This window comes from Labilibaculum manganireducens (assembly GCF_963665805.2).
Taxonomy (GTDB): Bacteria; Bacteroidota; Bacteroidia; order Bacteroidales; family Marinifilaceae; genus Labilibaculum; species Labilibaculum manganireducens.
Genome location: NZ_CAXXEE010000003.1, coordinates 1,975,438 through 1,999,821 on the forward strand (window position 1 = coordinate 1,975,438; position 24,384 = coordinate 1,999,821).

The 24,384-nt window shown below is 35.4% G+C and carries 24 protein-coding genes and 1 tRNA gene; 14 read left to right on the top strand and 11 right to left on the bottom strand.

Annotation, left to right across the window (positions count from 1 at the left end):
- Positions 1-270 precede the first annotated feature (270 nt).
- The 3 genes from ACHZAX_RS07525 (at position 271) to ACHZAX_RS07535 (ending at position 2,336) form a co-directional block, all read left to right on the top strand.
- Positions 271-732, top strand: a complete 462-nt coding sequence (locus tag ACHZAX_RS07525) for a YehS family protein (RefSeq protein WP_101309213.1) — start codon at positions 271-273, stop codon at positions 730-732.
- A 644-nt stretch (positions 733-1,376) separates the two neighbouring features.
- Positions 1,377-1,511 carry a hypothetical protein gene (locus ACHZAX_RS07530; protein WP_320018634.1) on the top strand — a complete coding sequence of 45 codons (135 nt, stop codon included), beginning with the start codon at positions 1,377-1,379 and terminating at the stop codon, positions 1,509-1,511.
- Between the two features lie 84 nt (positions 1,512-1,595).
- Positions 1,596-2,336, top strand: coding sequence for a PQLLE family protein (locus tag ACHZAX_RS07535; RefSeq protein WP_320018635.1), 741 nt, complete (start codon positions 1,596-1,598; stop codon positions 2,334-2,336).
- 122 nt (positions 2,337-2,458) lie between these two features.
- On the opposite strand, the gene ACHZAX_RS07540 is transcribed toward ACHZAX_RS07535, so the two are convergent.
- Positions 2,459-2,532 (bottom strand) — tRNA-Arg (locus tag ACHZAX_RS07540).
- A gap of 363 nt (positions 2,533-2,895) precedes the next feature.
- Here ACHZAX_RS07540 and ACHZAX_RS07545 point away from each other — a divergent pair.
- From ACHZAX_RS07545 to ACHZAX_RS07565, 5 genes are all read left to right on the top strand, one after another.
- Complete coding sequence (locus ACHZAX_RS07545) at positions 2,896-3,432, top strand: AraC family ligand binding domain-containing protein (protein ID WP_320018636.1); 537 nt, start codon at positions 2,896-2,898, stop codon at positions 3,430-3,432.
- Positions 3,387-3,773, top strand: coding sequence for a helix-turn-helix domain-containing protein (locus ACHZAX_RS07550; protein ID WP_320018637.1), 387 nt, complete (start codon positions 3,387-3,389; stop codon positions 3,771-3,773). Before ACHZAX_RS07545 ends, ACHZAX_RS07550 begins: the two co-directional genes overlap by 46 nt.
- A 120-nt stretch (positions 3,774-3,893) precedes the next feature.
- Positions 3,894-4,493, top strand: a complete 600-nt coding sequence (locus ACHZAX_RS07555) for a YceI family protein (RefSeq protein ID WP_320018638.1) — start codon at positions 3,894-3,896, stop codon at positions 4,491-4,493.
- A gap of 178 nt (positions 4,494-4,671) precedes the next feature.
- Complete coding sequence (locus ACHZAX_RS07560) at positions 4,672-5,856, top strand: alpha/beta hydrolase-fold protein (protein ID WP_320018639.1); 1,185 nt, start codon at positions 4,672-4,674, stop codon at positions 5,854-5,856.
- Positions 5,857-6,014: 158 nt separating this feature from the next.
- Positions 6,015-6,566 carry a heme NO-binding domain-containing protein gene (locus tag ACHZAX_RS07565; RefSeq protein WP_320018640.1) on the top strand — a complete coding sequence of 184 codons (552 nt, stop codon included), beginning with the start codon at positions 6,015-6,017 and terminating at the stop codon, positions 6,564-6,566.
- On the opposite strand, the gene ACHZAX_RS07570 is transcribed toward ACHZAX_RS07565, so the two are convergent.
- The 6 genes from ACHZAX_RS07570 to ligA all read right to left on the bottom strand — a co-directional run bounded on the left by ACHZAX_RS07570 (position 6,558) and on the right by ligA (position 12,926).
- On the bottom strand, positions 6,558-7,979 hold the full coding sequence (locus ACHZAX_RS07570; RefSeq protein WP_320018641.1) for a COG3014 family protein: 1,422 nt from the start codon (positions 7,977-7,979) through the stop codon (positions 6,558-6,560). The two genes, ACHZAX_RS07565 and ACHZAX_RS07570, sit on opposite strands and share 9 nt — an antisense overlap.
- A gap of 60 nt (positions 7,980-8,039) precedes the next feature.
- Complete coding sequence (locus tag ACHZAX_RS07575; protein WP_101309201.1) at positions 8,040-8,624, bottom strand: penicillin-binding protein activator LpoB; 585 nt, start codon at positions 8,622-8,624, stop codon at positions 8,040-8,042.
- Positions 8,625-8,710: 86 nt separating this feature from the next.
- Positions 8,711-9,595 carry a 4-hydroxy-tetrahydrodipicolinate synthase gene (gene dapA / locus ACHZAX_RS07580; RefSeq protein ID WP_320018642.1) on the bottom strand — a complete coding sequence of 295 codons (885 nt, stop codon included), beginning with the start codon at positions 9,593-9,595 and terminating at the stop codon, positions 8,711-8,713.
- A 5-nt stretch (positions 9,596-9,600) separates the two neighbouring features.
- Positions 9,601-10,140 (bottom strand): DUF6913 domain-containing protein, encoded by a 540-nt coding sequence (locus ACHZAX_RS07585; RefSeq protein ID WP_101309199.1) that lies wholly within the window; start codon positions 10,138-10,140, stop codon positions 9,601-9,603.
- A gap of 109 nt (positions 10,141-10,249) precedes the next feature.
- The gene (locus tag ACHZAX_RS07590) at positions 10,250-10,837 is read right to left on the bottom strand and encodes an exonuclease domain-containing protein (protein ID WP_101309198.1); all 588 of its coding nucleotides are present in this window, start codon (positions 10,835-10,837) and stop codon (positions 10,250-10,252) included.
- Positions 10,838-10,910: 73 nt separating this feature from the next.
- Positions 10,911-12,926 carry an NAD-dependent DNA ligase LigA gene (gene ligA / locus ACHZAX_RS07595; protein WP_320018643.1) on the bottom strand — a complete coding sequence of 672 codons (2,016 nt, stop codon included), beginning with the start codon at positions 12,924-12,926 and terminating at the stop codon, positions 10,911-10,913.
- A gap of 393 nt (positions 12,927-13,319) precedes the next feature.
- Here ligA and ACHZAX_RS07600 point away from each other — a divergent pair, with 393 nt between their 5' ends.
- The 5 genes from ACHZAX_RS07600 to ACHZAX_RS07620 all read left to right on the top strand — a co-directional run bounded on the left by ACHZAX_RS07600 (position 13,320) and on the right by ACHZAX_RS07620 (position 18,921).
- Complete coding sequence (locus ACHZAX_RS07600) at positions 13,320-13,664, top strand: LiaF transmembrane domain-containing protein (RefSeq protein WP_101309196.1); 345 nt, start codon at positions 13,320-13,322, stop codon at positions 13,662-13,664.
- A gap of 24 nt (positions 13,665-13,688) precedes the next feature.
- The gene (locus tag ACHZAX_RS07605; RefSeq protein WP_320018644.1) at positions 13,689-14,402 is read left to right on the top strand and encodes a LiaF transmembrane domain-containing protein; all 714 of its coding nucleotides are present in this window, start codon (positions 13,689-13,691) and stop codon (positions 14,400-14,402) included.
- A gap of 6 nt (positions 14,403-14,408) precedes the next feature.
- On the top strand, positions 14,409-15,458 hold the full coding sequence (locus ACHZAX_RS07610) for a sensor histidine kinase (RefSeq protein ID WP_320018645.1): 1,050 nt from the start codon (positions 14,409-14,411) through the stop codon (positions 15,456-15,458).
- A gap of 3 nt (positions 15,459-15,461) precedes the next feature.
- Positions 15,462-16,214, top strand: coding sequence for a LytR/AlgR family response regulator transcription factor (locus tag ACHZAX_RS07615; RefSeq protein WP_101309193.1), 753 nt, complete (start codon positions 15,462-15,464; stop codon positions 16,212-16,214).
- 319 nt (positions 16,215-16,533) lie between these two features.
- Positions 16,534-18,921 carry a TonB-dependent receptor gene (locus ACHZAX_RS07620; protein ID WP_320018646.1) on the top strand — a complete coding sequence of 796 codons (2,388 nt, stop codon included), beginning with the start codon at positions 16,534-16,536 and terminating at the stop codon, positions 18,919-18,921.
- 214 nt (positions 18,922-19,135) lie between these two features.
- On the opposite strand, the gene ACHZAX_RS07625 is transcribed toward ACHZAX_RS07620, so the two are convergent.
- The 4 genes from ACHZAX_RS07625 to ACHZAX_RS07640 all read right to left on the bottom strand — a co-directional run bounded on the left by ACHZAX_RS07625 (position 19,136) and on the right by ACHZAX_RS07640 (position 22,565).
- Positions 19,136-20,131, bottom strand: coding sequence for a succinylglutamate desuccinylase/aspartoacylase family protein (locus tag ACHZAX_RS07625; RefSeq protein WP_320018647.1), 996 nt, complete (start codon positions 20,129-20,131; stop codon positions 19,136-19,138).
- Positions 20,121-20,996 carry a 30S ribosomal protein S6--L-glutamate ligase gene (rimK, locus tag ACHZAX_RS07630; protein WP_320018648.1) on the bottom strand — a complete coding sequence of 292 codons (876 nt, stop codon included), beginning with the start codon at positions 20,994-20,996 and terminating at the stop codon, positions 20,121-20,123. The genes ACHZAX_RS07625 and rimK overlap by 11 nt, the downstream gene beginning before the upstream one ends.
- Before the next feature lie 39 nt (positions 20,997-21,035).
- On the bottom strand, positions 21,036-21,479 hold the full coding sequence (locus tag ACHZAX_RS07635; RefSeq protein WP_101309189.1) for an ATP-dependent zinc protease family protein: 444 nt from the start codon (positions 21,477-21,479) through the stop codon (positions 21,036-21,038).
- A 249-nt stretch (positions 21,480-21,728) separates the two neighbouring features.
- Positions 21,729-22,565, bottom strand: coding sequence for a mechanosensitive ion channel family protein (locus ACHZAX_RS07640; protein ID WP_101309188.1), 837 nt, complete (start codon positions 22,563-22,565; stop codon positions 21,729-21,731).
- Between the two features lie 317 nt (positions 22,566-22,882).
- Here ACHZAX_RS07640 and ACHZAX_RS07645 point away from each other — a divergent pair, with 317 nt between their 5' ends.
- Positions 22,883-24,247, top strand: a complete 1,365-nt coding sequence (locus tag ACHZAX_RS07645; protein WP_320018649.1) for an MATE family efflux transporter — start codon at positions 22,883-22,885, stop codon at positions 24,245-24,247.
- Positions 24,248-24,384 lie beyond the last annotated feature (137 nt).

A 24,384-nucleotide genomic window follows, 5' to 3' on the forward strand; every position in this document is an offset into this window, starting at 1 on the left:
ATTCCAACGGGCTGAAACAGCTACTTCAATAGGTTTTGCATACCGAAGGAAACAGAAGTAATCCCTTCATTCATTTAGGTAAAGATCATCCTGCAAGGGGTGATCTTTTTTTATTTCTTCTTGTTTCTTTTGGTAAGCACTTATTGTTTTGTAGTTTCGGGAACCTGAATACAATAAGAGTTGATTAGCGCAACTGCCTCACAAGTAACGAGAGAGTTAGATTAGGAAAATGAAAATTATGAATGAAGTGAAAATTAAATAAAAGACAATATGACCAATAATGATATATTAAGACGTGTTCGTTACGTGTTTGACTTTAGTGATCTCAAAATGATTGAACTTTTTAAATTAGCCAATTACGATGTTAGTAAAGCGGATTTGGATGGTTGGTTTAAAAAAGATGATGACCCTTTATTAATAGAAATCACAGATAAAGAACTGGCTATTTTCCTCAACGGATTAATCATTGAAAAACGCGGAAAAAGAGAAGGTCCACTGCCAGAGCCAGAAGATCCTTTAAGTAATAATATGATTCTTCGGAAACTAAAAATTGCATTGGATCTGAAATCAGATGACATCTTAGATATGCTTGCCTTAATAGATAAAAAAATAAGCAAACATGAGTTGAGTGCTTTTTTCCGTAATCCAGATCATAAACACTATCGAGATTTTTTGGATCAGTATCTAAGATATTTTTTGAATGCATTGCAAAAGAAATACAAGAATAAGTAAGGCAAAAATTCTATAGGACGAAGAAATAATTTGAAAAATCACACAAATACAACATCTTATAATTTCCCGTGCTCCTGCAGATTTGTAATCTGCAGGTTTCGAGTTGAGGATATTCAATCCTCTATTTACAGCTTAGGCGATTATAAATCGCCAACTAATTAAATCCAGATAACAAATCTGGGAAAGCTCTGCAAATATGCTTTTTCTCTGTGTTCCTCGGTGTACTCTGTGGTAAAAAAAAGAGGAGTTTTCCCACCACACCAAATTCCACCCTTCCAAACCCAATCCAGTATTCCATCAGTAAAATAAAATTCTCCCGAGAAAGAGGAGAAGCCACAAAGCGCAGGGAAATCCTACTCAAGTACAATAAAATTAGAGATGAGTGAAGGGAACACTTCCAAACTGTGGGGAGATTGAACATAAGTGACAGAAAGTCATTAAAAAGTGCAGGGAAAAGCTAAAAAGCCGGGGGAATCATCAAAAAGTGACAGAAAGTCGTAAAAAATGAATTCAAAATAGAAGCAGAATTCCTAAAGTGTGAAATATATCATAAAAAATTTATTGAGTAGTTTTTGCTTTTCAGGCTTGAGAATAATAATTTCATTATGGCAAATAAAAAAAAAGAGCATTTAAAAAGTAATGTTATGAAACGTCCATGCCAAAGTGATTTTAACCCACAGGGAGATGATTATTCCAAGCATGGTAAGTTCTCCCGAAACAAGTTCGGGACAGGCTATATGGCAAAAACATACAATTATAATCATATGAAACGTCCATGATTCAATAATTATTAACTCATACTCGGGAATGATTATTTACTCATTGAAAGTTCCATCTAACCAAAAATAAAAAAATACAAACAGATGAAACGTCCATGCCAAATCGATTTTGACACACAGGGAGATGATTATTTCAGCATGGTAAGTTCCATATGGCAAATAAAAACAAATTATAAACAGATGAAAGAAAGTTATTTAAAAGAACTGGAAAAAGGACGACTATTGGTTTATGGTATTTCGGCTGATGAATCCATCAAGGAATGCATACAGCCAATCTATTCCGAAGAGCGTATCGAATTGGGAAAGTCGCTTTATACAAAAACCAAAACAGCTTTCGAGCTTCAAAATATCGAAGGTATTGAATCCAGTATGGCAACTCGGGAATTTAACGGGTTTTACACGATGCTTCGCGATAAGCTGATTCGTATTCGTAAGGTGGGTCGGTATTTTTTTAAAAATGATCTTGAATTATCAACCCTATTGCGTTTAAATAAGGAAGTGCCGGCAGCATATCCTGAGTGGAAAGCATTGGCCGATGAAACAGTAAATGCAATTGTTACGCATGAAGCTATTCAGGAAAAACTGACTATGGCGGCTTTAGCTCCCGAGGCAATAACAGCATTGCAGGCAGATTTGGTCAAACTGGATGATTTAAAGCTGAAGGCTGAAAAAGAGGATGGAGAAGCGCAGCAAGCCACCGCTCAAAAACAAGAGTACTATGTCGAATTTATGGCTTATTGCTCCGATTTACGTGCTTGTCTCGATTTGTTTTACGAGGGTAGCGAGCGTCAGAAATTAGAAGTTTTGGGCATAGTTGTCAAATAATTAGAAGCTTAATAATTTTGAAATGCCACTTGATAATTCGGGTGGCATTTTTTGGTTCAAGCAGAAAATTTGGGCAATTAGCACATAAAAAAAACTCATCAGTTTTTTGATGAGTTTTTCTGTGAACACGGAGGGATTCGAACCCCCAACCTCCTCGGCCGTAACGAGGTGCACTATCCAGTTATGCTACGCGTCCTTTTTCTTAATTGCCCTGCAAATATAGGGGTTTTAGACCGATTTATCCAAATGTTTTAATGTTTTTTTAGAGACAAAAACGATCGGTTTTGCTAAGAACTTTACAGGTAGGATTTTACAATAGAAGAATTTTTACTGCAACAGGCTAAGAAGTCTTAGCTCTTAGTAGATTTAGCTAAGGATATATGAATGTTGGCGAAGTTTAACAAGCGATTAACAAGTAAAAGATATAATTGTCTGGAATTATTTGTATAATTTTACTAGAATACAAGAAAAATCAGTTGAAACGACCATGTGAAAAGAATTACAGTTATAATGAGTGTAATTTGGGAGTTTCATATGGCAAAAACACAATTATAATCATATGAACAGAGAACCTTCAGAATTATTTGAGGACGTTGAAGAATCCAAAGCATTATTTCACATTCATAAACTTCAGAACATGTGTAATGAAGTAAGAAAGCAGAATGGGGACGATCATATGCATAATTTTTACACCATTACATGGATTAAGGAAGGAGAAGCAATACATGCCACCAAATATGTTGAGTATACATTGCGGAAAAATTCGATTCTTTTTGTGCCTCCGGGCTTAATGCATCGTTTTATTAGTAATGCACATTGCACAGGTTATTCTATAACCTTTAACGAAGCATTTTTTGCTGTTAAAGAGAATGGTGAAGATTCTGTTTCCGATTCAACATTGTTCAGTAATCCCGATTTCCGATCAATTATTACATTGGATGAAAAGCAGCAAATTGTTTTTAAGGGAATTACAGAATTGATGGAAAAAGAATTTGAGAATGACGATCGGTACCGTCACGAGATGTTATTGCAGCAATTGAAGTTGTTTTTATGGAATCAAGAAGAATTTATGAAGTGCAGCACGATTTGGATGTGAGTTTAGACGAAGAGCATCCGGGTTCGGTCATCATTAAATTTAAACAGCTGATAGATGATAATTACAAAGAACAAAAAAATGTTTCTTCTTATGCTGATATGCTTAATTTGAGAGCAACATGTTTGAATGAGATTACAAAGAAAACAACCGGTATCACGGCAGGAGAATTAATCAGAAACAGAGTCATAAAAGAAGCAAAAAAAATGCTTTATGGCTCTGATTTGAATACAAAGGAAATAGCTTATAATTTGGGTTTTAATGATCCGGCTTATTTTAGTCGCTTCTTTAAAAAATACACCAGTCAAACATTAAGCGATTATCGGAGTCTGATTAGAAAATAATCCAACAATAAAGGGAATTTGTCCATTTACCGATGAACAATCATCTGCTAAATTTGTAATTGTAAAGTTCTTACAGAGATTTTAAAACGAATAAAAGAAATTTAATTAATATTTGAAGTTATGAAGAGATTAGGTTTAGTAATGATAGTAGTTCTTGTTGTAAGTGTTGTTTCGACTCCAGGCACGGCATTTGCAAAAAAAGACAATTTAAAATTGAATGCTGAAAATAGTAAAATTGAATGGTTAGGCAAAAAAGTGACAGGAGAACATTCCGGAACCATTAAAGTAAAGAGTGGAAGCTTGGTACTTGACGAAGGTGAAATTGTTAAAGGAAGTTTTGTTATTGATATGACAAGTATTGCTAATACAGATCTGGAAGATGCTGGTTACAAAGCAAAGTTGGAAGGTCATTTAAAATCCGACGATTTCTTTGGTGTGGAAAAATTTCCTGAATCAAAATTTGAGATTACCAATGCCGAGAAAATGGAAGATGGTAATTACAAGGTAAAAGGAAATATTACAATCAAAGGAATTACTGAACCCATTGAATTTATGGCGAATTTACACAAACATGATGCGGCCGTACATGTAAGTGGAAAAATGACTATCGATAGAACCAAGTTCAACGTTCGTTACGGATCGGGTTCTTTCTTCGATAATTTGGGAGATAAAACAATTTATGATGATTTTGAATTAAATTTAGATTTATATTTAGAGTAAAGATTTTTTTTTAGAAGCATAAGCCGGAATATTCTTATTTCGGCTTTTTATATGTAATTGTGTTGCGCAATTAATATGAACAATAGTTTTGATGCTTTTGTAAAGTCTCGCTAAATCTTTGATCTTACTGTAAATAATCGTAATTTGTTAACGCTTTAAACCTAAACCAAATGTTATTATGATGCGAATTTTGTTCTCAACTTTATTTGCCTTACTGATCTGCTCGAATACTTCTGCTGAAGTAAACTTAAAAAATTTGCATAGTTCCCGTGTTTATTCGAAAGTCCTTAAAGAATACCGCGATGTAAAAGTATTGCTTCCCAACGAATATAACGACACATATTATAAATACCCAACAATCTATTTGTTGGATGCAGAAACGAACTTTGACATGGGAATCGAAGTTCTAAGTTTTCTCATGAATAATCATTTTATTCCACCTCATATTGTTGTCGGGCTTCCGAATACCGATCGCTTCCGCGATATGACTCCTGTTGATTCAGTTATGAATAAAAATATTTTTAGAACCCGGGGAGGAGCCGATAATTTTATTAAAACCCTCGAGTTGGATGTGTTTCCCTTTATTGCGGATAATTTTAGAGCGAGTACTCAGCGCTTGGTTATGGGGCATAGCTATAGTGGTCTTTTCGTAGTATACGCATTTTCTAAACGACCCGATTTATTTGATAAATATTTGGCCTTTAGTCCGATTCTTTGGTGGAATAATAAGGCGATTGTGAACGATATTGATCAATTTTTAAGCAACAATTCATCCATTAGAAAACAACTGTTTGTTTCTTTTGCTGAGGAAGCTGCGGAGATGTTAAAATCCTGTAAATCCTTAATCCGATCTTTAGAAACAAAAGCACCATCTGATCTCAAATGGAATTATGCATGGATGCCCGACGAAAGTCATTACACACTCTATCGTAAAAGTTTAATGCAGGGCATGGATACTATTTTTGCGGAATACAAATATCCTGATGTACAGGTTTTAGTTGAAAAAGGCGTTGAGGTTGCTGAAACTTATCAAAGAAAAGTATTGTTGAGTTATGGCAGAAATGAAAAATTGCCTTATTCTCTGCTTGAGAATGTTTGTATTCAGCTTAAAGATGCTGAGCGATATAATGACGCAATGGCTTTTTTAAAATATTCTATTTCCAATTATCCTGAAAGAGCAGAGTCTTTTTATTACGTAGGAGAGATCTACGAAAAAGTCAATCAACCTAAGGAAGCAGTAAAGTTTTATGAGATTGCGCATAACAAAGACAAAGGCAGATGGGATTATGAGAATAAATTTATTGCGATGCAGAAATTACTGGTTGAGCTTGAAAATAAAACTCAAAACAATATAGATTTATAATTGAAAACAAGGCGAAGTATTAAATATTAATTCCTTTAAATTTATTTTCCCACAAACACAATTACTTTTATTCTAGTCCGTTACACACTATAACAATAGTGATATATTTTTACTGATGCAGTTGATTTGCATTGGTCGATAGCAAAAGCGGAGGAACGATGAAGGGAATATTTTTCACAGAGTTTTTGGAAATGGCAGAGAAGGAGTATGGTTTACTCTTAACCGAAAAGATCATTTCTGATTTGGGAACAGGAAATAACGGTGTTTACGAAGCAACAGCCGATTATCCATACAGTCAATTTGTTGAGTTGTGTAATTTGCTTAGTTTCGAAGTGAGAAGTTCAGTTCCCGATGTAGCAAAAAATTTTGGAGAATATCTTTTCTCCCGTTTGGTAATTTTGTTTCGCCCCAGTTTTGCCGGCAACAGCAGTATATTTGATTTCTTAGATCAAATAGATGAGTTCATCCACAATAAAATTCAGGAACGATTTACTCTGGTTGAAATCCCACGTTTTAGAGCAGTGAAAATTAATGATTCCACGTTTCAGATGAGTTATCAGACTGAAAAATTACTGATTGATTTGGCCATTGGATTATTTATGGGCTGTCAAAGGTTTTTTAATGAAGAATTGACTTTAAATACTGAATTTATTTCAGAGAAAAACAAATTGGTCTGTTTCACCCTTTCAAAAAACGGGGTGTTAGTTTGATTCCATATTGTGAAAGGTAAAATATTTGGTTTTCCCTGCCTTCACTTCAAGATCAAATTGCTGATCTTTGCTATCCCCGTTTGGAGAATTTACTCTAAGAGTCACGCTATGTTTTCCCTCTTTCAATCGAATTCGGGTGTAGTGAATAGAGTTGGGCAGGGTTTGCCAATTTCTGGTGTCGGCTTTTTCCGTAACGGCATTAAAAATGCTGATAATAGCACCTAAATTTTCATCTTTACTTCTTGTGTAACTTTCAATTGCCTGTTTGGTAGCAAGTCGAAGTAAAGAATTTGCCATTTCGCGTACCATTCGGTCTTTTAGTGTTTTAAAAGCAATTGCGTTTATATCTTCTCCTTTATCCAAAGGATAGCTAAGTGAATCATTTATAATGATATCGGCATTTGTGTAGTAGGGAATTCGTTCCTGATACTTTGGAAAAGCAACACGAACAAAATCCAGATCACTAAAAGAATTTTGTGTCCGGCTATCCATATTTCCTACAAAAAAAGGCAACGTAACATTTTCTTCATTGTTCACCATAGTCAGGTAGCCATCGCGACCATTAATGGCACTAAAATTGATGCTCCATTCTGCTTTTACCGGACCAAGCCCCGACAACCAGATGATGATTACATCCCCTTCAGTCTTGTCGGCCTTTTGGAAATCGAAGCCAAATTTATTTTTGAAAAAGTCATAATCCTCCATCAAACCAGTTTTATAGGCAGTTCGAAGAAGATCTTCTTTCAATTGCCGCGGTGCAGGAGTATTAAAGTTCTTTAGGTAATTGTCCTCATAAATTTTAAGAGCATTCCGATAAGCAATAAAGGCATTGTTCGAATCTCCCGACGAATCATAAATCAATCCCATTAGTGTGTGGGCAAAGGCATCATCGCTGTATCTGTTCTGATAATTCTTCGGATATTTATCGTTCAGGGCATACAATTTTTCATTTACTCTTCGGCATTCAACCAAAGCAGCTTCCGTATCGCCCATTTCCAAATAGCTTAACGCTTTATAGAAATTGAGCATTACATTCTCAAAATCTTCGGGAACATAGGGTCTGGCCATTGGATTGGTGAGCATTGCCAATGCTTCCGAACCAATATTTTTACGTTGATCTTCAATGAAAAGATCCGCCTCGTTAAAATACTTAGTCGCCGAAACATAATCTTGCTGCATCCACGATAAAGTTCCCTTATTCAGTAAAAACAAGGCTTTGTTTTTGTTTCGATTGCTCTTTTTATCTTTATCCAGTACTTTCTCGGCACTCGCTATGTCGCCCTGCAAAAAATAGTTGTTAAAAGCTTCATTTTGCATGTAATAGGTAGCACAACCAGATAATAGAAGAAGAACACCAAATAAAAAAACAGGGAGTATCTTACCCGATATATGTAAGGATAATTTTTGCTTCATCGAAAAAAGGAATAAAGAAATTCAGGAAGCCAACCAATGACTTCCTGTAGAGTACTAATTTTATTTGTTCACGTACTTTTTAATTTTCTTATCACCCATCCAAACCAGTTCGCTGGTTTCAAGATTAGTTAACTCCAGATTTAACTGATAGTAACGAACATTTTCTTTTTTATAACTGTCTATTATCGAATTGATGTCGCCTTGTAATATAAAGTCAGCACCTAATTCCTGTCCCCATTTTTTAAGAGTTGCTTTGGATGCAAAATCCTGTTGGTCTGCACGTTCCTGACGAAGATCTTCTCGTTTGGCACCCGCTTGTACCAAGCGAACCCGACTGTCATTTAAAATGGCTTTTTCGATGTCTTTAATATAAGTATCCGAATCGATGTGTTCTGAACTTTTATTGGTGATTAAGCCAACAATAACAACAGGTTTACGATTAAATTCCTGTTGATAATCTTCAATCCAATTTTGATTAAGTAATTGATCAATTAAAGCCTCGGCAGTCAATTTTGAATCGGTATCGTTCCATCGGCCACTTAAATCAATTTGCTGATCAGGAGATACCCGGGTAACTTGTCTCGAGCAGGAAACGCCAGCTAATACAGCCAGTGCGAAAACAAATAGGCGAAATGAATACTTCATAATATTTTCATTTTTTGTTATAAATAATACTCTAATTTTTTGAAGTGAATTGTACTTAAGTAATTACAATTTTTATGCCAATATGATTATAGATCCTCTACTATTTTTGATAGTTTAAGGTAATGCGATTCACTAATTGGAGTGAGAGGCAAACGCAAACAATTTTCACAGAGTTTTTTCATGCTTAGAATTGCTTTAATTCCGGCAGGATTGCCTTCTGTAAAAAGGTTTTGGATGACTCCAAACATCTTATAATGAATCTGAAGAGCTTCCTTGTTTTTTCCATCTAATGCTAATCTTACCATCTGGCTCCATTCCTTTGGAAAAGCATTTCCCAGTACAGAAATAACACCACTGCCTCCTAATGAAATAAGAGGAAAGGTTATGGCATCATCGCCTGATATCACTAAAAAGTCTTTGGGTTTGTTTTTAAGAATGCTCATAAGTTGTTCCATATTACCTGAAGCTTCTTTTACACCAATTATATTTTCAATTTCCGAAGCCAGTTTTACACAGGTTTCAGCGCTGATGTTAATACCAGATCTGCCTGGTACATTATAAAGAATTACCGGAACCGGACTGGCATTTGCAATGGCCTGGTAATGCAGAAATAAGCCTTCCTGACTGGGTTTGTTGTAGTAAGGAGCAACAGATAGAATGGCATCAATCTCGTCAAATTCGGCGAACTCCTGAATTTGCTGAATAACAGCCTGTGTATGGTTTCCTCCAAAGCCAACCACCAAAGGAACGCGCTTTGCATTCACCTCAATAATGTGGTTGATGACGGAAATTTTTTCATCACACGAAAGTGTTGATACTTCACCTGTAGTTCCCAGTACTACTAAATAATCAATGCCATTTTTAATCTGGAAATTAACAGTGTCGCTAAGTGCATTATAATCGACACTTCCATTATTTGTAAATGGAGTAATCAGTGCAATGCCTGTTCCTGTAAATTTGTTTCCGTTCATCCTTATTACTTTTTAATCTGGGAAAGATATTTTAAGCTTTCGCTGATCAGATTTTCTATAGAATTGTTTTTGCCCTGATCAATCATTAAATCCAAATGCCCGCAGTTGTCCACCAACGAACCAACTTTGCAGGATGCCAATGAAACTTGTGTAATGTATTTTATCGACAGATGTTCCGATTTAGTAAGAACAAAGAGTAAATCGAACTTAGAATTGGTGAATTCAATTAATTCAGGAATGATTGGTTCACCGCTCCATTTCACATCCTTATTGGTATAGAAAACTATTTTTTGAGCCACACCAAAATCAGGCAATATGTCAGCATCAATCCATCCTACGGTTTGCACTTTATAGCCTTTTTGGCTTAAATCTTCTGCGAACTTTTTTACTACAGAGTGATTTTTTTCCTGAAGAGTATCAAACAGGATACCTATACTTTTAGCACTTTCTAAATTGTGAAACTCCTTTTTGCGCGTATTTTTTTTAAGCTTGCTTTTGATTTTTAATCCGGCAAGCTGATTTTTAATATTTTGAAAAAAACTCATTTTATATTCGATAGTTAAGTTGAAGGCTTGTATTTATGGGTTGCACAGGCAATTATCATTTGAAACCACAAGTTATGAAAAAAATCATTTTGTAAATCATAAATTAAGCTTATTTAATTTTTTTTGGAGCCTTGTAACCATTTGGATTCAGTTTGCCTGGGGCAATGCGTAACTCATTTGCCAGATCGGTAAGACTATTCATATTCATTACTTCGCATGCTTTTATTGCAATTTTAGCACAAGCCAAAGTGTCCTCCAAAGCATCGTGGTGTTTAAGCGGAATATCAAACAAGTGAGCCATTGTATTCAGCTTATGGTTTGGCATATTGGGCCATATGTTACGACTGATTTGTACGGTGCACAGGTAATCAAATTCCGGAAAACGAATGTTGTATGTTTCTAAACAAGCCCGAAGCACCGATAAATCAAAACTGGCGTTGTGAGCGATCACCATTTTACCATGAAGATAATCTTCCACTTCTTCCCATATGTAATTAAAGCTGGGTTCGTTCATTACATCTTCCTCTGTAATTCCATGTATACTAACATTCATCGGATGAAAATACATTTCGGGTGGTGATATCAACCAATCTTTACTTTCAACAATAACTCCATTTTCAACGCGCACCAAACCAAGCGAACAGGCAGAATTGCGTTGTCCGTTTGCTGTTTCGAAATCTATAGCGGTAAAATTCATTTTTTTTAGATAAAAGGGAAAAGTAACAAGGACTAAAACTTTTAATTTTGTTCTAACTGCTAACTGCTAACTGCTAACTGCTCATCCCAATCATCTTCAAAAATTCATCTTCTGTTTTTATTCCAATTCCTAATTTTTCTACTTTTTCAAATTTGCTTGGTCCCACTTTTTCTCCTGCTAAAAGAAAACTTGTTTTCTTCGATATAGAACTTACATTTTTTCCTCCGTGCAGTTCAATCATTTCCTTTAATTCGTCGCGGGAGTATTTTGAAAAACTTCCGGATATAACAATGGATAAACCTTCAAGTGTATTGCTTGCACTCTCATTTTCCACAATTTCTTTTTCCAATTGCAAGCCAAATTCTTTTAATTGGGCAATTAAATTTTGATGGGATTTATTTTTGAAATATCCATCAATACTTTCGGCAATTTTCCCTCCAATTTCGTCTACCTGAATCAATTCTTCAAGTGTCGATTCGGCTAATTTGTCGATAGAAGGAATAGCTTTGGCTAATTTCTTCGCTACTGTAATGCCAACATACCGAATGCCCAAAGCATACAAAACCCTTTCGTAAGGAACCTGTTTCGAATTTTCAATACTTGTTAATATTCTCTCTGCAGATTTATCGCCCATGCGCTCTAAAGGAATTATATCCTCTTTAGTCAACCTGTACAAACCTGCAACATCACTAATTAGATTCTTTTGAAAAAGCAGGTCGATTGTTTCTTCACCGAGGCCGTCCAAATCCATGGCCCTGCGGCTGATGAAATGTTCAATTTTCCCTTTAATCTGTGGCGGACAGCCCATATCATTCGGACAATAATGATTCGCTTCGCCTTCTTTACGAACCAAAGGGGTACCACATTCAGGGCATTCTTCAATGTATTGAATTGCTTGCGCTTCCGCAGATCTTTCAGACAGTTCTATACCAACAATTTTTGGAATAATTTCACCGCCTTTTTCCACATAAACAGTATCGTTTTCGTGCAGATCTAAATTTTGAATGATATCAGCATTGTGCAGTGATGCTCTTTTTACTGTTGTGCCGGCCAATTGCACCGGCGTTAAATTGGCTACCGGAGTAATCGATCCGGTTCTGCCTACCTGATAAGTTACTTTTTCCAGTTTGGTAGATACCCGTTCCGCTTTGTATTTATAGGAAATAGCCCAGCGAGGCGATTTTGCAGTAAAACCTAGTTCTTCCTGCATATCCAGCGAATTCACTTTTATTACAATTCCATCTACAGGTACCGGCAATGAGCTGCGTTTTTCATCCCATTCTTTAATGAATGCAATTACTTCGTCGATATTTTTACAAAGCGCTGTGTTGTCTGGAATTTTAAACCCCCAGTTTTTAGCAGCCAATAAATTGTCGTAATGGTTTCGGCTTGGAATTTCCTTGCCCAACAAATAATACAGGTAGCAATCTAACTTTCGTTTTGCAACCACCGATGAGTTTTGCATTTTCAATGTTCCCGAAGCTGCATTTCTGGGATTTGCAAACGGAGCTTCCCCAATTTCTTCACGTTCCTCGTTCAAGCCATTAAAAACAGTAAAAGGCATTAATATTTCGCCTCGAATTTCAAATTCTTCGGGATATCCATCACCACTTAATTGCAAAGGTACCGATCTGATTGTTTTCACATTAGCCGTAACATCATCACCTTTTACACCATCGCCACGGGTTACTGCCTGAACCAGTTTCCCATTTTTGTAGGTTAAAGAAATTGATGTGCCGTCGTATTTCATTTCACAGACGTATTCAACATCACCATCAATCAACTTTTTAATTCGGTTTTCGAAATCGCGGATTTCTTCCTCCGAATAGGTGTTGCCTAACGAAAGCATCGGGTATTTGTGCTCTACCTGATTAAATTCCAGATTGATATCGCTGCCAACTCGTTGGGTTGGCGAATTGGGATCATAAAACTCAGGATATTGATTTTCCAAAGTCATCAACTCTTTCAAGAGTATATCAAAGTCGTAATCGCTGATGCTTGGCTGCGATAAAACGTAGTAATTGTGATTGTATGTATGTAACTGCCCGCGCAATTTGGCAATGCGAGCTTTTGCTTCTGCCTGATTCATAGTTGTAAAGGTCTACAGTTGTGTGAATAGATGAGCTGTGTTTTTTATAACAAGCCCCGAATGGTAAAAATAGTAAACCTTGAGGTGATTTCAATGATTTTTGAGATCGAAAACTGTAATTGATGAACTGTCTGAGTATGAGTTGTAAAGTACAGCCATATAGAAAGCTACTACAGGTAGGAAGAGGTGGTATCGACGAATCTTTAACTTTGGATAACAGATGTTTCGACTTCGCTCGACATGACGTTCCCAAGTGATGTCGGACATCATTTTCATTTCAAACCATTTACCGATTCTTGAGCACACTTAACCGATTTCAAGAATTAAAAGCTATTATATTGCATTACTTTAGTTTTAGAAATAAAGGATACACTAATCTTAAACAACAATATCATGGATGAAAATAAAAAAAATAAAAGTCTGTTTGTTGGGCTTGGGTTAATAATAGTTGGAATTGTAATTATTTTGGAACGGCTCAATTATCAGTCTGATTTTATCGAAACCTATTTGTATAGGTGGGAATCCGTTTTGATTTTAATTGGCGTACTGCAGATTTTGGTTCGCCGGAGAATTTTTGGAGGTCTGATGGCCATAGCTGTCGGAGGATACTTTCTTATGGATGATTTGTATTTTCTACCACAAAATTGGGAGATATGGTTTTTTCCTGTACTACTTATTTTAGGAGGCATTGCGTTTATTTTTTCTCCTGATTCACCATATTGTTGTAAAAATAAATAAATTCATATCATAAAATATATCATCATGAGATCACAACATAAATCAAACCCAAACAACCGTGCAATATTCGGTATTTTCTTAATTGTATTTGGATGCTTATTGGTTCTTAAAAATCTGGATTTTATTCCCTATGACTTAAGGCATGTTATCTTTTCGTGGCCAATGTTACTGTTTGGTTTAGGGGCACTTTTCTTTTTTGGTAAAGATGATAAAACTACAGGAATTGTTCTGATGGCAGTGGGAGGGGTGTTTTTAATGCCTATCGTATTCGATTGGAGCTTTAACTGGCGAGGCTTATTTTGGCCTGTAATGCTAATTGTAATAGGAGTTGTAGTTATTCGAAAACGAAACGAATGTGATGTTAGCAATCGATCGGCAGTAGGATCAGATTCAGATTATATTGATGAGCTAAATATATTTGGCGGTGGTGAAAAAGTAATCAACACCAAAAATTTTAGAGGAGGAAAAGTTACCTGTGTTTTTGGAGGAACAGAATTAAATCTCACCAATGCCGATCTGGCCGAAGGCACAAACATAATTGACGTATTTACAATGTTTGGTGGTTGTGTTCTGGTTGTTCCATCCGATTGGGAGGTTAAAGTTGAAGTCTCTGCTATTTTAGGCGGTGTTTCCGACAAACGAATACCAACCACAAATTATATAGTTGAACCTAAAAAGGAACTAATCATTAAAGGATTTGTCGCTTTGGGTGGTTGCGAAATTAAATCATATAAATAATTTTAGATGCAGCATCCTCTTCTGAAAAATCGTTTTGCCATTCCAATTTATATAGCAGCATGGGCATTTTTGGCAATGCTGTTATTTATGATTGGATGGTATTTCGAGGGAAGGACTATTTATGATTCGGCTGTAAATGCCTTTAGCTTTTCATTTCCATTATTGATATTGGGAGCATGTATTTGGTTTGTTGTTATATATACCAGCATTGAAAGTCTGGGGCTTTTCCATTTTTTGTTACATCACTTAACTGCTGGGATTGTAGTAGTGGGGATATGGATATCGTCTGCATATCAATTACGAACTATGTGGTTTGGTGCCACCAGTGAAGGTTTCGATTATCTTCTTCCAGTGCATTGGCAGATTTTTATGGCCTTCGGGATGTACGATTATATTGTAATTGTGTATTATTTAGTAATGTATTATCGTAATTTTCAAGATAAATTGGTTCGTGAATCTGAGCTGAAAGAGTTAGTGAAAGAGGCAGAATTAACAGCATTAAAATCTCAAATTAATCCGCATTTCCTTTTCAATAGTTTAAATTCGGTAAGTTCTTTAACTTTATCAAAGCCAGAGTTATCCAGAGAGATGCTTGTTAAATTGTCAACCTATCTTCGTTATTCTCTGGCTCAGAATTTAAAAGAGTTAAATAATTTGAGTAACGAATTGAGTAATATTCGTTTGTATATGGAAATTGAGAAAGTTCGTTTTGGTGATCGCCTGCAGCTTCATTTTGATCTTTCACCCGACTGCGGGAAATTAAAAATTCCCAATCTAATTTTACAGCCATTATACGAAAATGCGATTAAATTCGGAGTGCATGAAAGCCTTGAGCCTGTTTGTGTACTCACGAAGTGTCGTTTTGAGAATGATATTTTAAAAATTGATATTAGTAATAATTTTGATCGAGATTCGGTTCCTGCAAAGGGAAATGGTATTGGATTACATAACATACAGGAACGCCTGCATTTAATTTACGGCCGTGCTGATTTGATGCGAGTTGTTAAGAGAGAAGATCAATTTACTGTTTATCTGGAATTTCCACAAAGTTTATAAGATATGGAAACAATAAAAGCAATAATTATTGATGATGAATCATTGGCCAGAGATCTGGTTCGCTCCTATTTGGGAGCTTGTCAGGATATTGAAATTTTAGGTGAGTATTCAGATGGATTTCAAGGCTTAAAAGCAATTAATGAGTTGGACCCGGATTTGGTATTTTTAGACGTTCAGATGCCAAAATTGACAGGTTTCGAAATGTTGGAATTACTCGATAAACCATGCAATATTGTGTTTACAACAGCTTACAACGAATATGCAATTAAAGCATTCGAACACAATGCAATTGATTATCTACTCAAACCATTCTCAAATGAACGTTTCCAGAATGCCGTGCGCAAGGTGAAAGAACGTATTTCAAATTCGGTGACGAGTGAAGATCAGATTGAGAAAATAAAAAACCATAACGATTCCTCGGATGAGTTATTGACCCGGGTGGTGGTGAAATCAAGAAATAAAATTGATGTAATTGCAATCGATAAAATAAAATATTTTGAGGCTCAGGACGATTATGTGATGATTTATACCAATGAGGGAAGGTATCTGAAGCAAAAGACAATGAAATATTTTGAAAGTCATTTAAGCCCGAAAGAGTTTTGTCGAATACATCGAACTTATTTGGTGAAGATTGATTGGATAGCTCAATTGCAGCCTTACGAGAAGGATCATTGGATTGTAATTTTAAAAACCGGGGAAAGTTTAAACGTCAGTCGAAATGGATTTAAGCAATTAAAACTGCAATTGGAAATTTAATCATTGATCTGTTTTTATATGGTAAGCATCATTCTTTCACGAATTGATGCTTTTTTTATGTCAAAAGCCAGACATTTTTTTAGGGTTTCTTTTGTTAAGTGTGTTTTATACTAAATTGTGCTGAGTTTTTGTTATTTTAGTTGAATGGCCAGTGTTAATAAGGTTTTTAGTGTGAGTACATGTAAACTGATGACAAACTGATTGTTTCTGTTTGTGAATTGGCAGTAAAGTTTTTTGATTTTTTAATTGATCTGCAACATAAATTTTCTACTTTTGTGCAACCTGTTACTATATACACTAACTAATTTACACACTACTAATGAGTCTAAAACTTGATTGCAGAAATGGATTATTGCCGGTCCTTCTGTTTTTTTTAAGCCCTGCTGTGCATTCCTATGCTCAGGATTCTACAAAAGCTATAACAAATTCATATTTGAATGGTGTTGTTGTCGAGAATGAACATCAAAAGCCTCTTGAGTATGCTACGGTATCAATTTATTCTTTACCAGATTCTTTATTGATTAAGGGAACTATCACAAATAGAAAAGGGGAGTTTGAACTAGCTGATTTAGCTGGTTCAAGCTATTATTACAAAATTGAATATCTTGGATTTGAGAGCTATAGCAGTAAGCCAATTCTTTTAAAAGAAAATGAAAAGTTATTATTGTCTGATCCACTTGTTTTGCATGCCGATACCCAAACGATTACTGAAGTGGAAGTAACCGGAAATCGTGATTTTGCACGAATCGAATTGGACAAAACAGTTTACAACGTGTCAAAATCACCTGTTTCGGATGGAGGTACTATAAATGAAGTTTTAGCAACAATTCCTAAATTAAATGTTACAGCCAATGGCGGAATACAATTACGGGGAAGTTCTGACGTGAAAATATTAATTGATGGGAAACTGAGTGGATTACTTGGAATGAGTCCCGGAGATGTATTGAGTAATATGCCGGCAGCAGATGTTGACCGTGTGGAAGTAATTACAAGTCCTTCCGCAAAATATGATGCTTCAGGTTCAGCTGGGATTGTGAATATTATTATGAAGAAGGAGAGAGTTAAAGGGTTTAACGGGAATGCTTCAGCCACAATTGGTACCGTTAACAAGCATTCCGGGCGAACAGCTCTTAGTTTGCGAACCGGAAAACTCAATTTCTCAGGATCATACAGCTACCAAGACAATTGGTCTGGGAGAGATTATGAATTATCAAGATTGACTGAAACAGAAACGAATGTAGAAATGTTGAAAGTCAGTGCAGATGCAGACTTGGGTAATAGAAGCCACATTGGTCAATTTGGAATGGATTATTTGATAAATGACAAGAATACCATGAGTTGTTCCGTTACCAATCGTAACGTGAAACAAAATAAAAATGGGTTTTATAAGTATTCCCGTACTTTAATTACCAGCAGTACTTTTCCTAATGAAACATCGCGTGAAAGTGCCGTTGATATTGATTTAACTTCGTGGGTGTATAATGCTTCTTATATTCGAAAATTTGACCGGAAAGGTCAGGAACTTTCTTTTGATGCAGCCTATACAAATAATAATGCAGAAAATTACGGTAATTATACCGATGAAACAGAAGGGAATACCAGTGATTTTTTCAATTCGGACAGGGAAGAAGCTATTGTTCAATTGGATTACAAACAGCCTGTAGGTGATGCAGGTTCAATTGAAACAGGATATATGTACCGAACCAACGAGATAAATTTCGATGAGCCTATCGATTTATCTACCGCTTTTAATTATAAGGAGAGTATACATGGTTTGTATTTTCAATTGAGCGGAGAGAAAGGAAATTTTGGTTATCAGGTTGGTTTGCGGTCTGAGCATTCTGATATCGAGACGAATAAAGCGTATAATGACGATTACTTAGACTTTTTTCCGAGCGTACATTTTTCCTATAAATTATCAGACAATAAACAGGTATTGCTGACTTATTCTAAAATGATCTATCGACCAGATTCCGGAATGTTAAATCCATTTCAAAATTTAAGCGATCCTGAAAACCAGAAATTGGGAAGGAAAGATTTGGGTGCTTATTATACTCATATGCCGGAGTTCACTTTTATTTATAAAAGAGATAAAATCACCTATACAACAAATTTGTATTATGTGTATACGGATAATATTATAAATCAGTTTCGATGGGTTAAAGATGATGTAGCTATTGTAACATCAGAGAATTTGGGTAGTAAACATTATGCTGGTGTAGATTTTAATTTAGAGACTAAGTTTAATAAATGGTGGAGTATCAATTCATATTTGTCAGGAATTTACCAAAAATTTACCCCTTCCGGTGAAGCGCATTTTTCTACAAATGATGATTTTGGTTTTTTCGGAAAACTAACATCAACTATGCGGATACCTAAATGGTTTAATTTTCAAACAACTCTGCGTTATGACTCTGATATGCCGGTTGCTCAAGGAAGTTACGATCAATCCTTTCAGGTAGATTTTGCTTTTGGTAAAAGAATAATGAAAGGCAAAGCAAGTATCTCTTTATGGATTTACGATGTTTTAAATAGCAGTAAGTATAATGTAAATACTTCAGGAGACCGTTTTACCCAGCGAATGAAGTACAATTTTGAAAATAGGGTGGCAAATTTCACTTTTCGTTATTATTTTGGTAAAAAGTACAATGTGTTAAAATCGAAAACACACGGCAGTGGAGTCCAGCACTCAGAGAAAGATATTTAATAGTAATTGGTATGTCAGGTTCTGAAAAAGCTTGATTCAATTTAAAAACTTTATTTAACCAGTTGAGATTTATCAACTGGTTTTTTCTTACCTCATTGTTTGGATATAGCAAAACGTAAGGCTGGTATAAACTCTGTTATAAATTCGCGGTTATTATCAAATAAAAACAATCAATTATTAAAATTGCAAGTGTTGTTTTATAATTCGACAAACCTTATTCTACCAAATAGTCAGAAGAGATAAGATCTGAATTTAATTTATCCGTTTCAAGGCTAACGTGAAACAAAGCATCTCCTTTATGCACCATAGGTGCAGTGTTTACACAAAACACATAACAATCAAACGGAGCAAGCACTTTTTTTTCATATCCTCCGTAAGGATCTGTTATTTCGCCCAAAATTTGTTTTTTAACGACCCAACTTCCATTTGTAACCCGTAATTGAAACATACCCGAATTGGAAGCTCTTAACCATTGAGCTTTAGGAATCACAACTGGAGCCTGCTTTAACTGCAAATCTCCATTCTGTAATCCTAAATATTTCATCACATTCACTGCGCCTTCTACACCGTAGCTAATGACATCTTCATCCAGATCATTGGATTTTCCACCTTCAAAGAGTAGAATTGTTTTTCCCAGATTGCGAATGGTATCGCGAACAGATTTGGAAATGTAATCGGAATTCAAAATAAACGGGGCATTAAAAACCTGTGCAAGTTTCAACGTTTTTTTTTCTTTAATTACACATCGAATTTGAGGAAAATTTGACCTGTCTGCACCTCCCGAATGAAAATCGATCACATAGTCAACTTTGGGCGCAATTTCTTTTGTAAAACGATATGCAAATTGACTGGCAAGAGAACCATTTAAAAAACCAGGGAACATTCTGTTCAAATCTCTGCCGTCAGGAAATTCTCTGCGGAGATTTAAGAATCCAAATACATTAAAAACGGGAATGCAGATAATCATTCCCCTTTTTGGTTTGTTGTATTTTTTTCGAATGATATTTCGAACAATGGCAACTCCATTAACTTCATCACCGTGCACACCACCCATTAAAAGCAAGGTAGGGCCGTCTTTTTTCGCACGTTCCACAATTACGGGAACCTTAATGGTATTTCGGGTATGCAATTTTGCAACTTCCAATTCTAAGAAAGCACGCTCACCTTTCTGAATTTCTTTGCCTAGTATGGTATACTTATCAATCAACATTCCTTTCAATGAATCTAATTATTTGTTTTGCGATGTCCTTTTTGGTTGCCATCTCGATACCTTCCAAACCTGGCGATGAATTTACCTCCAAAACCAAAGGTCCGCTTGCTGATTGCAGCATGTCCACACCAGCAATTCCTAATCCCATTGCCTTTGCGGCTTTTATTGCTGTGTTTTCCTCTTCATCAGTCAATTCGATAATTGTTGCAGAACCTCCTCTGTGAAGGTTAGATCGAAATTCTCCTTTTAATGCTTGCCGTTTCATAGCTCCAATCACTCTTCCATCAACAACAAAAGCTCTAATATCAGCACCTTTCGATTCTTTAATAAACTCCTGAGCAATCACACGGGCTTTTAGTCCATTAAACGCTTCAATAACAGAGGTTGCAGCATTTGGAGTTTCGGCTAAAACAACACCTAGTCCTTGAGTTCCTTCCAATAGTTTAAGAACCAGCGGAGTTCCTCCAACCGATTGAATTACATGATTAACATCTTTTGTATAGTTGGTGAAAACAGTGCGGGGTAAGCCTACACCTGCGCGTGAAAGAACCTGTAAGCTTCTTAATTTATCCCGCGATTTTATCAATGCTTCAGAACCAACAGCGGTAAATGTTTTCATCATTTCAAATTGGCGGACTACTGTTGATCCGTAAAAGGTAACAGAGGCACCAATTCTTGGAATTATTGCGTCAACATCCAGCAAGTATGCTCCATCATAGAAGATCTTAGGTTTCTTTTTTTCAATTTCAATAATGCATTTTAAATGATCCACAACAAGTACCTCATGTCCTCTTTTTTCTGCTGCTTCAACTAATCTTTTGGTAGAATATAATTTAGGATTTCTTGATAAAATAACAATTTTCATAATATGTAATTAACATTTATTGGATGGACTTTAAATTCTCTATTGCAGATTTTTTTGTTTCAATTTGAAAGAAATATTGCGTTTTGAAGTATCAACAATAAATTTTCCATTTAAAAGTTTTCTTCCGATCAGTATCGGATATCTCATTTCGCTGCGTTCGCTTAAAGAAAGCTCAATGTGGAACTCCTTATTAAATAGTATAATAATTGTTTCAATTACAAAACGGGTTTCTGATTTCCCAAAAGAATTTTTAACTCTTTTTTTCTTGTAATTTTTTACTGTGAATTCTTTTTCGTTATAATCGGGATGGGAGGGATCCAAAAGTTTGAATTTTAAATGCCTTTCATTTCCAACCTGACACTCTTCAATTTGATGACAATGAATAGAAGACGTATATGCTCCGGTATCCACTTTTAAATCAATATTTGATAAGTGCAGATCCGGAAAGTCAGCCCTGTCAATTTTCCCAATGATTATTTTCATGTAATTGTAATTTCATTATTTTTCTCGTTGAGAAGCAATTTAAAATTTTCCAATGTAGGAAATTAATTTTAAACGCTTGTTTCCCTGAATTTATCTTTTATATCTATTTATACCAACTTGTAATGGAAATGAAGCAATAGTACAATCATTTTCTGCAAGGAGAATCAATACGAACTTGTATTCATTTTTTCATTTATACTTTTAATTCAGGCAAAACCATGAAAGCAGCAAGATGGGGGCAATTTGCAATTAGATTTCTTTTTTCAGATGCACATCTAATTGATTAAAAGGGATCATTATATTATTCTCAATAAATTTTTTATTAATAATTAAACGGATATCACTTTTCACCTTGCCTATTCTAAAGATGTTTTTGCTGAAAAATAACAATTCAAAATCCAATGAAGAGGCACCAAAATTTACAAGCCGGGCTTCAATAGATTGTCTTTCGTAAATATCGGGATGTTCAAAAGCACTTTCTTCTAAGGTTTTTAATATTAAATCGACATCAGAACCATAAGCTACCCCCACAGGAATCCGGAAGCGGGTTTTTTTAGATTGATGACTCCAATTAATCACTTTGTTTGTAGTAATTAGCGAGTTGGGAATAATAATCGAAATTTCATCTCTGTCTAAACCTTTTGAGGTTCGTAGTCCAATGCTCTGAATTTTAATTATATCTCCATCAATTTCCAATATATCATTAATTTTTATCGATCGCTCCGAGAGGAGGATGATTCCAGATATCATATCATTAAAGGTTTGCTGTAAACCTAAACCTACACCAACCAGCAAGGCTGCCGAGCCGGCAATAAGCACAGTTACTTTTATATGTATGGCTTCAAGCATCAAACCAATCGACATAATCCAAACCACATATTTTATGATCTGAAACAGGGCATATGTATTGCCTTCGTCTGTTTTAACAAATTTGTGCTTACGGAAAAGCGTTTTTTTAATTAAATAAAGACATATTTTAGTTAGTATATAAATCAGTAAGATACTAAGCAAAGTAAATACCGTGATTTTATAATTGTCAATGCTAAAGAGTTGATATTTTAATATCTTATTGATTGATGCAAACATATTTGGTTTTATCTTGAATGTTATTTTATTGAAGAGTTTAATTTCGGAAATAAATTTCGCAAAAGAACTATTATTTTTTTATAATCTGCAAAAGTTTCATGAATATTAATAATAAATATTGTGCTTGTAACTAAAGCGAGAAGTCAAAAAGGATTCATCTGAGAATATGAAGAATACAAACTTGATGATAGATAATGTGTTATTTTTTATTGCTTTACCCTTCATTAGCTTGCGTTTACCGATTTTTATACATTTTTAATAGATAAAATTGAGTGCAAGTGGGCATTATTGATACTTTTGCAACTCGAAATCAGTTTATGGATAAGAATAGTAAGAATGTTCAGGAGTTGGAGAGTGCAAGCATCAAAAGCTTGCTTTGGAAGTATTTCTTACCAGCTTTTACCGGAGTGGTTATTAACTCATTGTACAATGTAGTCGACCGGATTTTTATTGGTCAAGGTGTTGGTGCAATTGCGTTATCAGGTCTGAGTGCAGTGTTTCCAATCATGTTAATCATGATGGCATTTGGCATGCTTATCGGGATTGGTGCAGGTGTTCGGATTTCTATAAATCTGGGAAAGAAAGATTTGGGCAGAGCGGAATGGGTTTTGGGGAATTCATTTGTTCTCATGATAATCGTTTCTGTTATTATTACTGCAATTGGATTCTTAATAAAGGACCCATTACTCAGGATGTTTGGAGTTGGAGATGATACCATGTTTGTCGCCAACGAATATCTAAATATTATTCTTTACGGGGCGGTTTTTAGCGTTGTAGGCTTTTCTTTAAACAATTTGATCCGTTCCGAAGGAAACGCCAAAATAGCGATGTACTCCATGCTGATAAGTGCCGGCACAAACATCATTCTCGATCCCATCTTTATTTTTGTTTTGGATATGGGCGTTGCAGGGGCTGCTTATGCTACAATTATTTCGCAATTGATTCTATGCATTTGGGTAATCAGGCATTTCAGAAGCGGAAAATCAGTCATAAAACTTAGGTTCTCAAATTTTAAATTGAACCGGGAGATTGTTTTTTACATTTTAACCATAGGTTTTGCTCCCTTCTCAATGCAACTGGCCGGAAGTTTTGTTCAGGCATTATATAATGTTCAGTTGGTAGAGTACAGCAACGATATCGCTATAGCGGCTATGGGTGTAATTAACTCTGTTGCCATGCTGATTGTTATGACTGTGGTAGCATTAAATATGGCTGCGCAACCTATTTTTGGCTTTAATTATGGGGCGCAAAATTACGCCAGAGTTAAAGAATGTCTGGTGCTGTGTATGAAAGCTGCTACAGGAATTGTGATTGTTGGTTTTCTTGGGGTGCAGTTATTTCCAGAATTAATTGTGAAGGCCTTCAATAATTCCAGTGCAGAATTACTGGATATGGGGTCTTACGGTTTACGGATTATATTGATTGCGTTACCGGTGGTTGGTTTTCAGGTTGTTGTTGGGAATTATTTTCAGTCTATCGGAAAAGCAGGCATTTCGGCTGTACTTACATTAATGCGTCAGGTTATTTTATTAATTCCAATTCTTTTTATTCTTCCTGCTTTTTTGGGATTGGATGGTGTTTGGTTTGCAGGTCCGATATCTGATATTGGTGCAGCCATTGTGGCGGGAGCTTTCCTGATAAGAGAATTACGAAAGTTAAATCGGAAAATTGAACTTCAATAAAAAATAAATTGTACTAAGCTAATTTTTAATGCGTTTAAGCATACAAATACAGAGAGTTGTGTATTCTAAATAAGTCTCTGATGTATCTTTTTTAGATTTCGATTCCCCGATTTTTTGTAATTTGATGTTTGTATTAA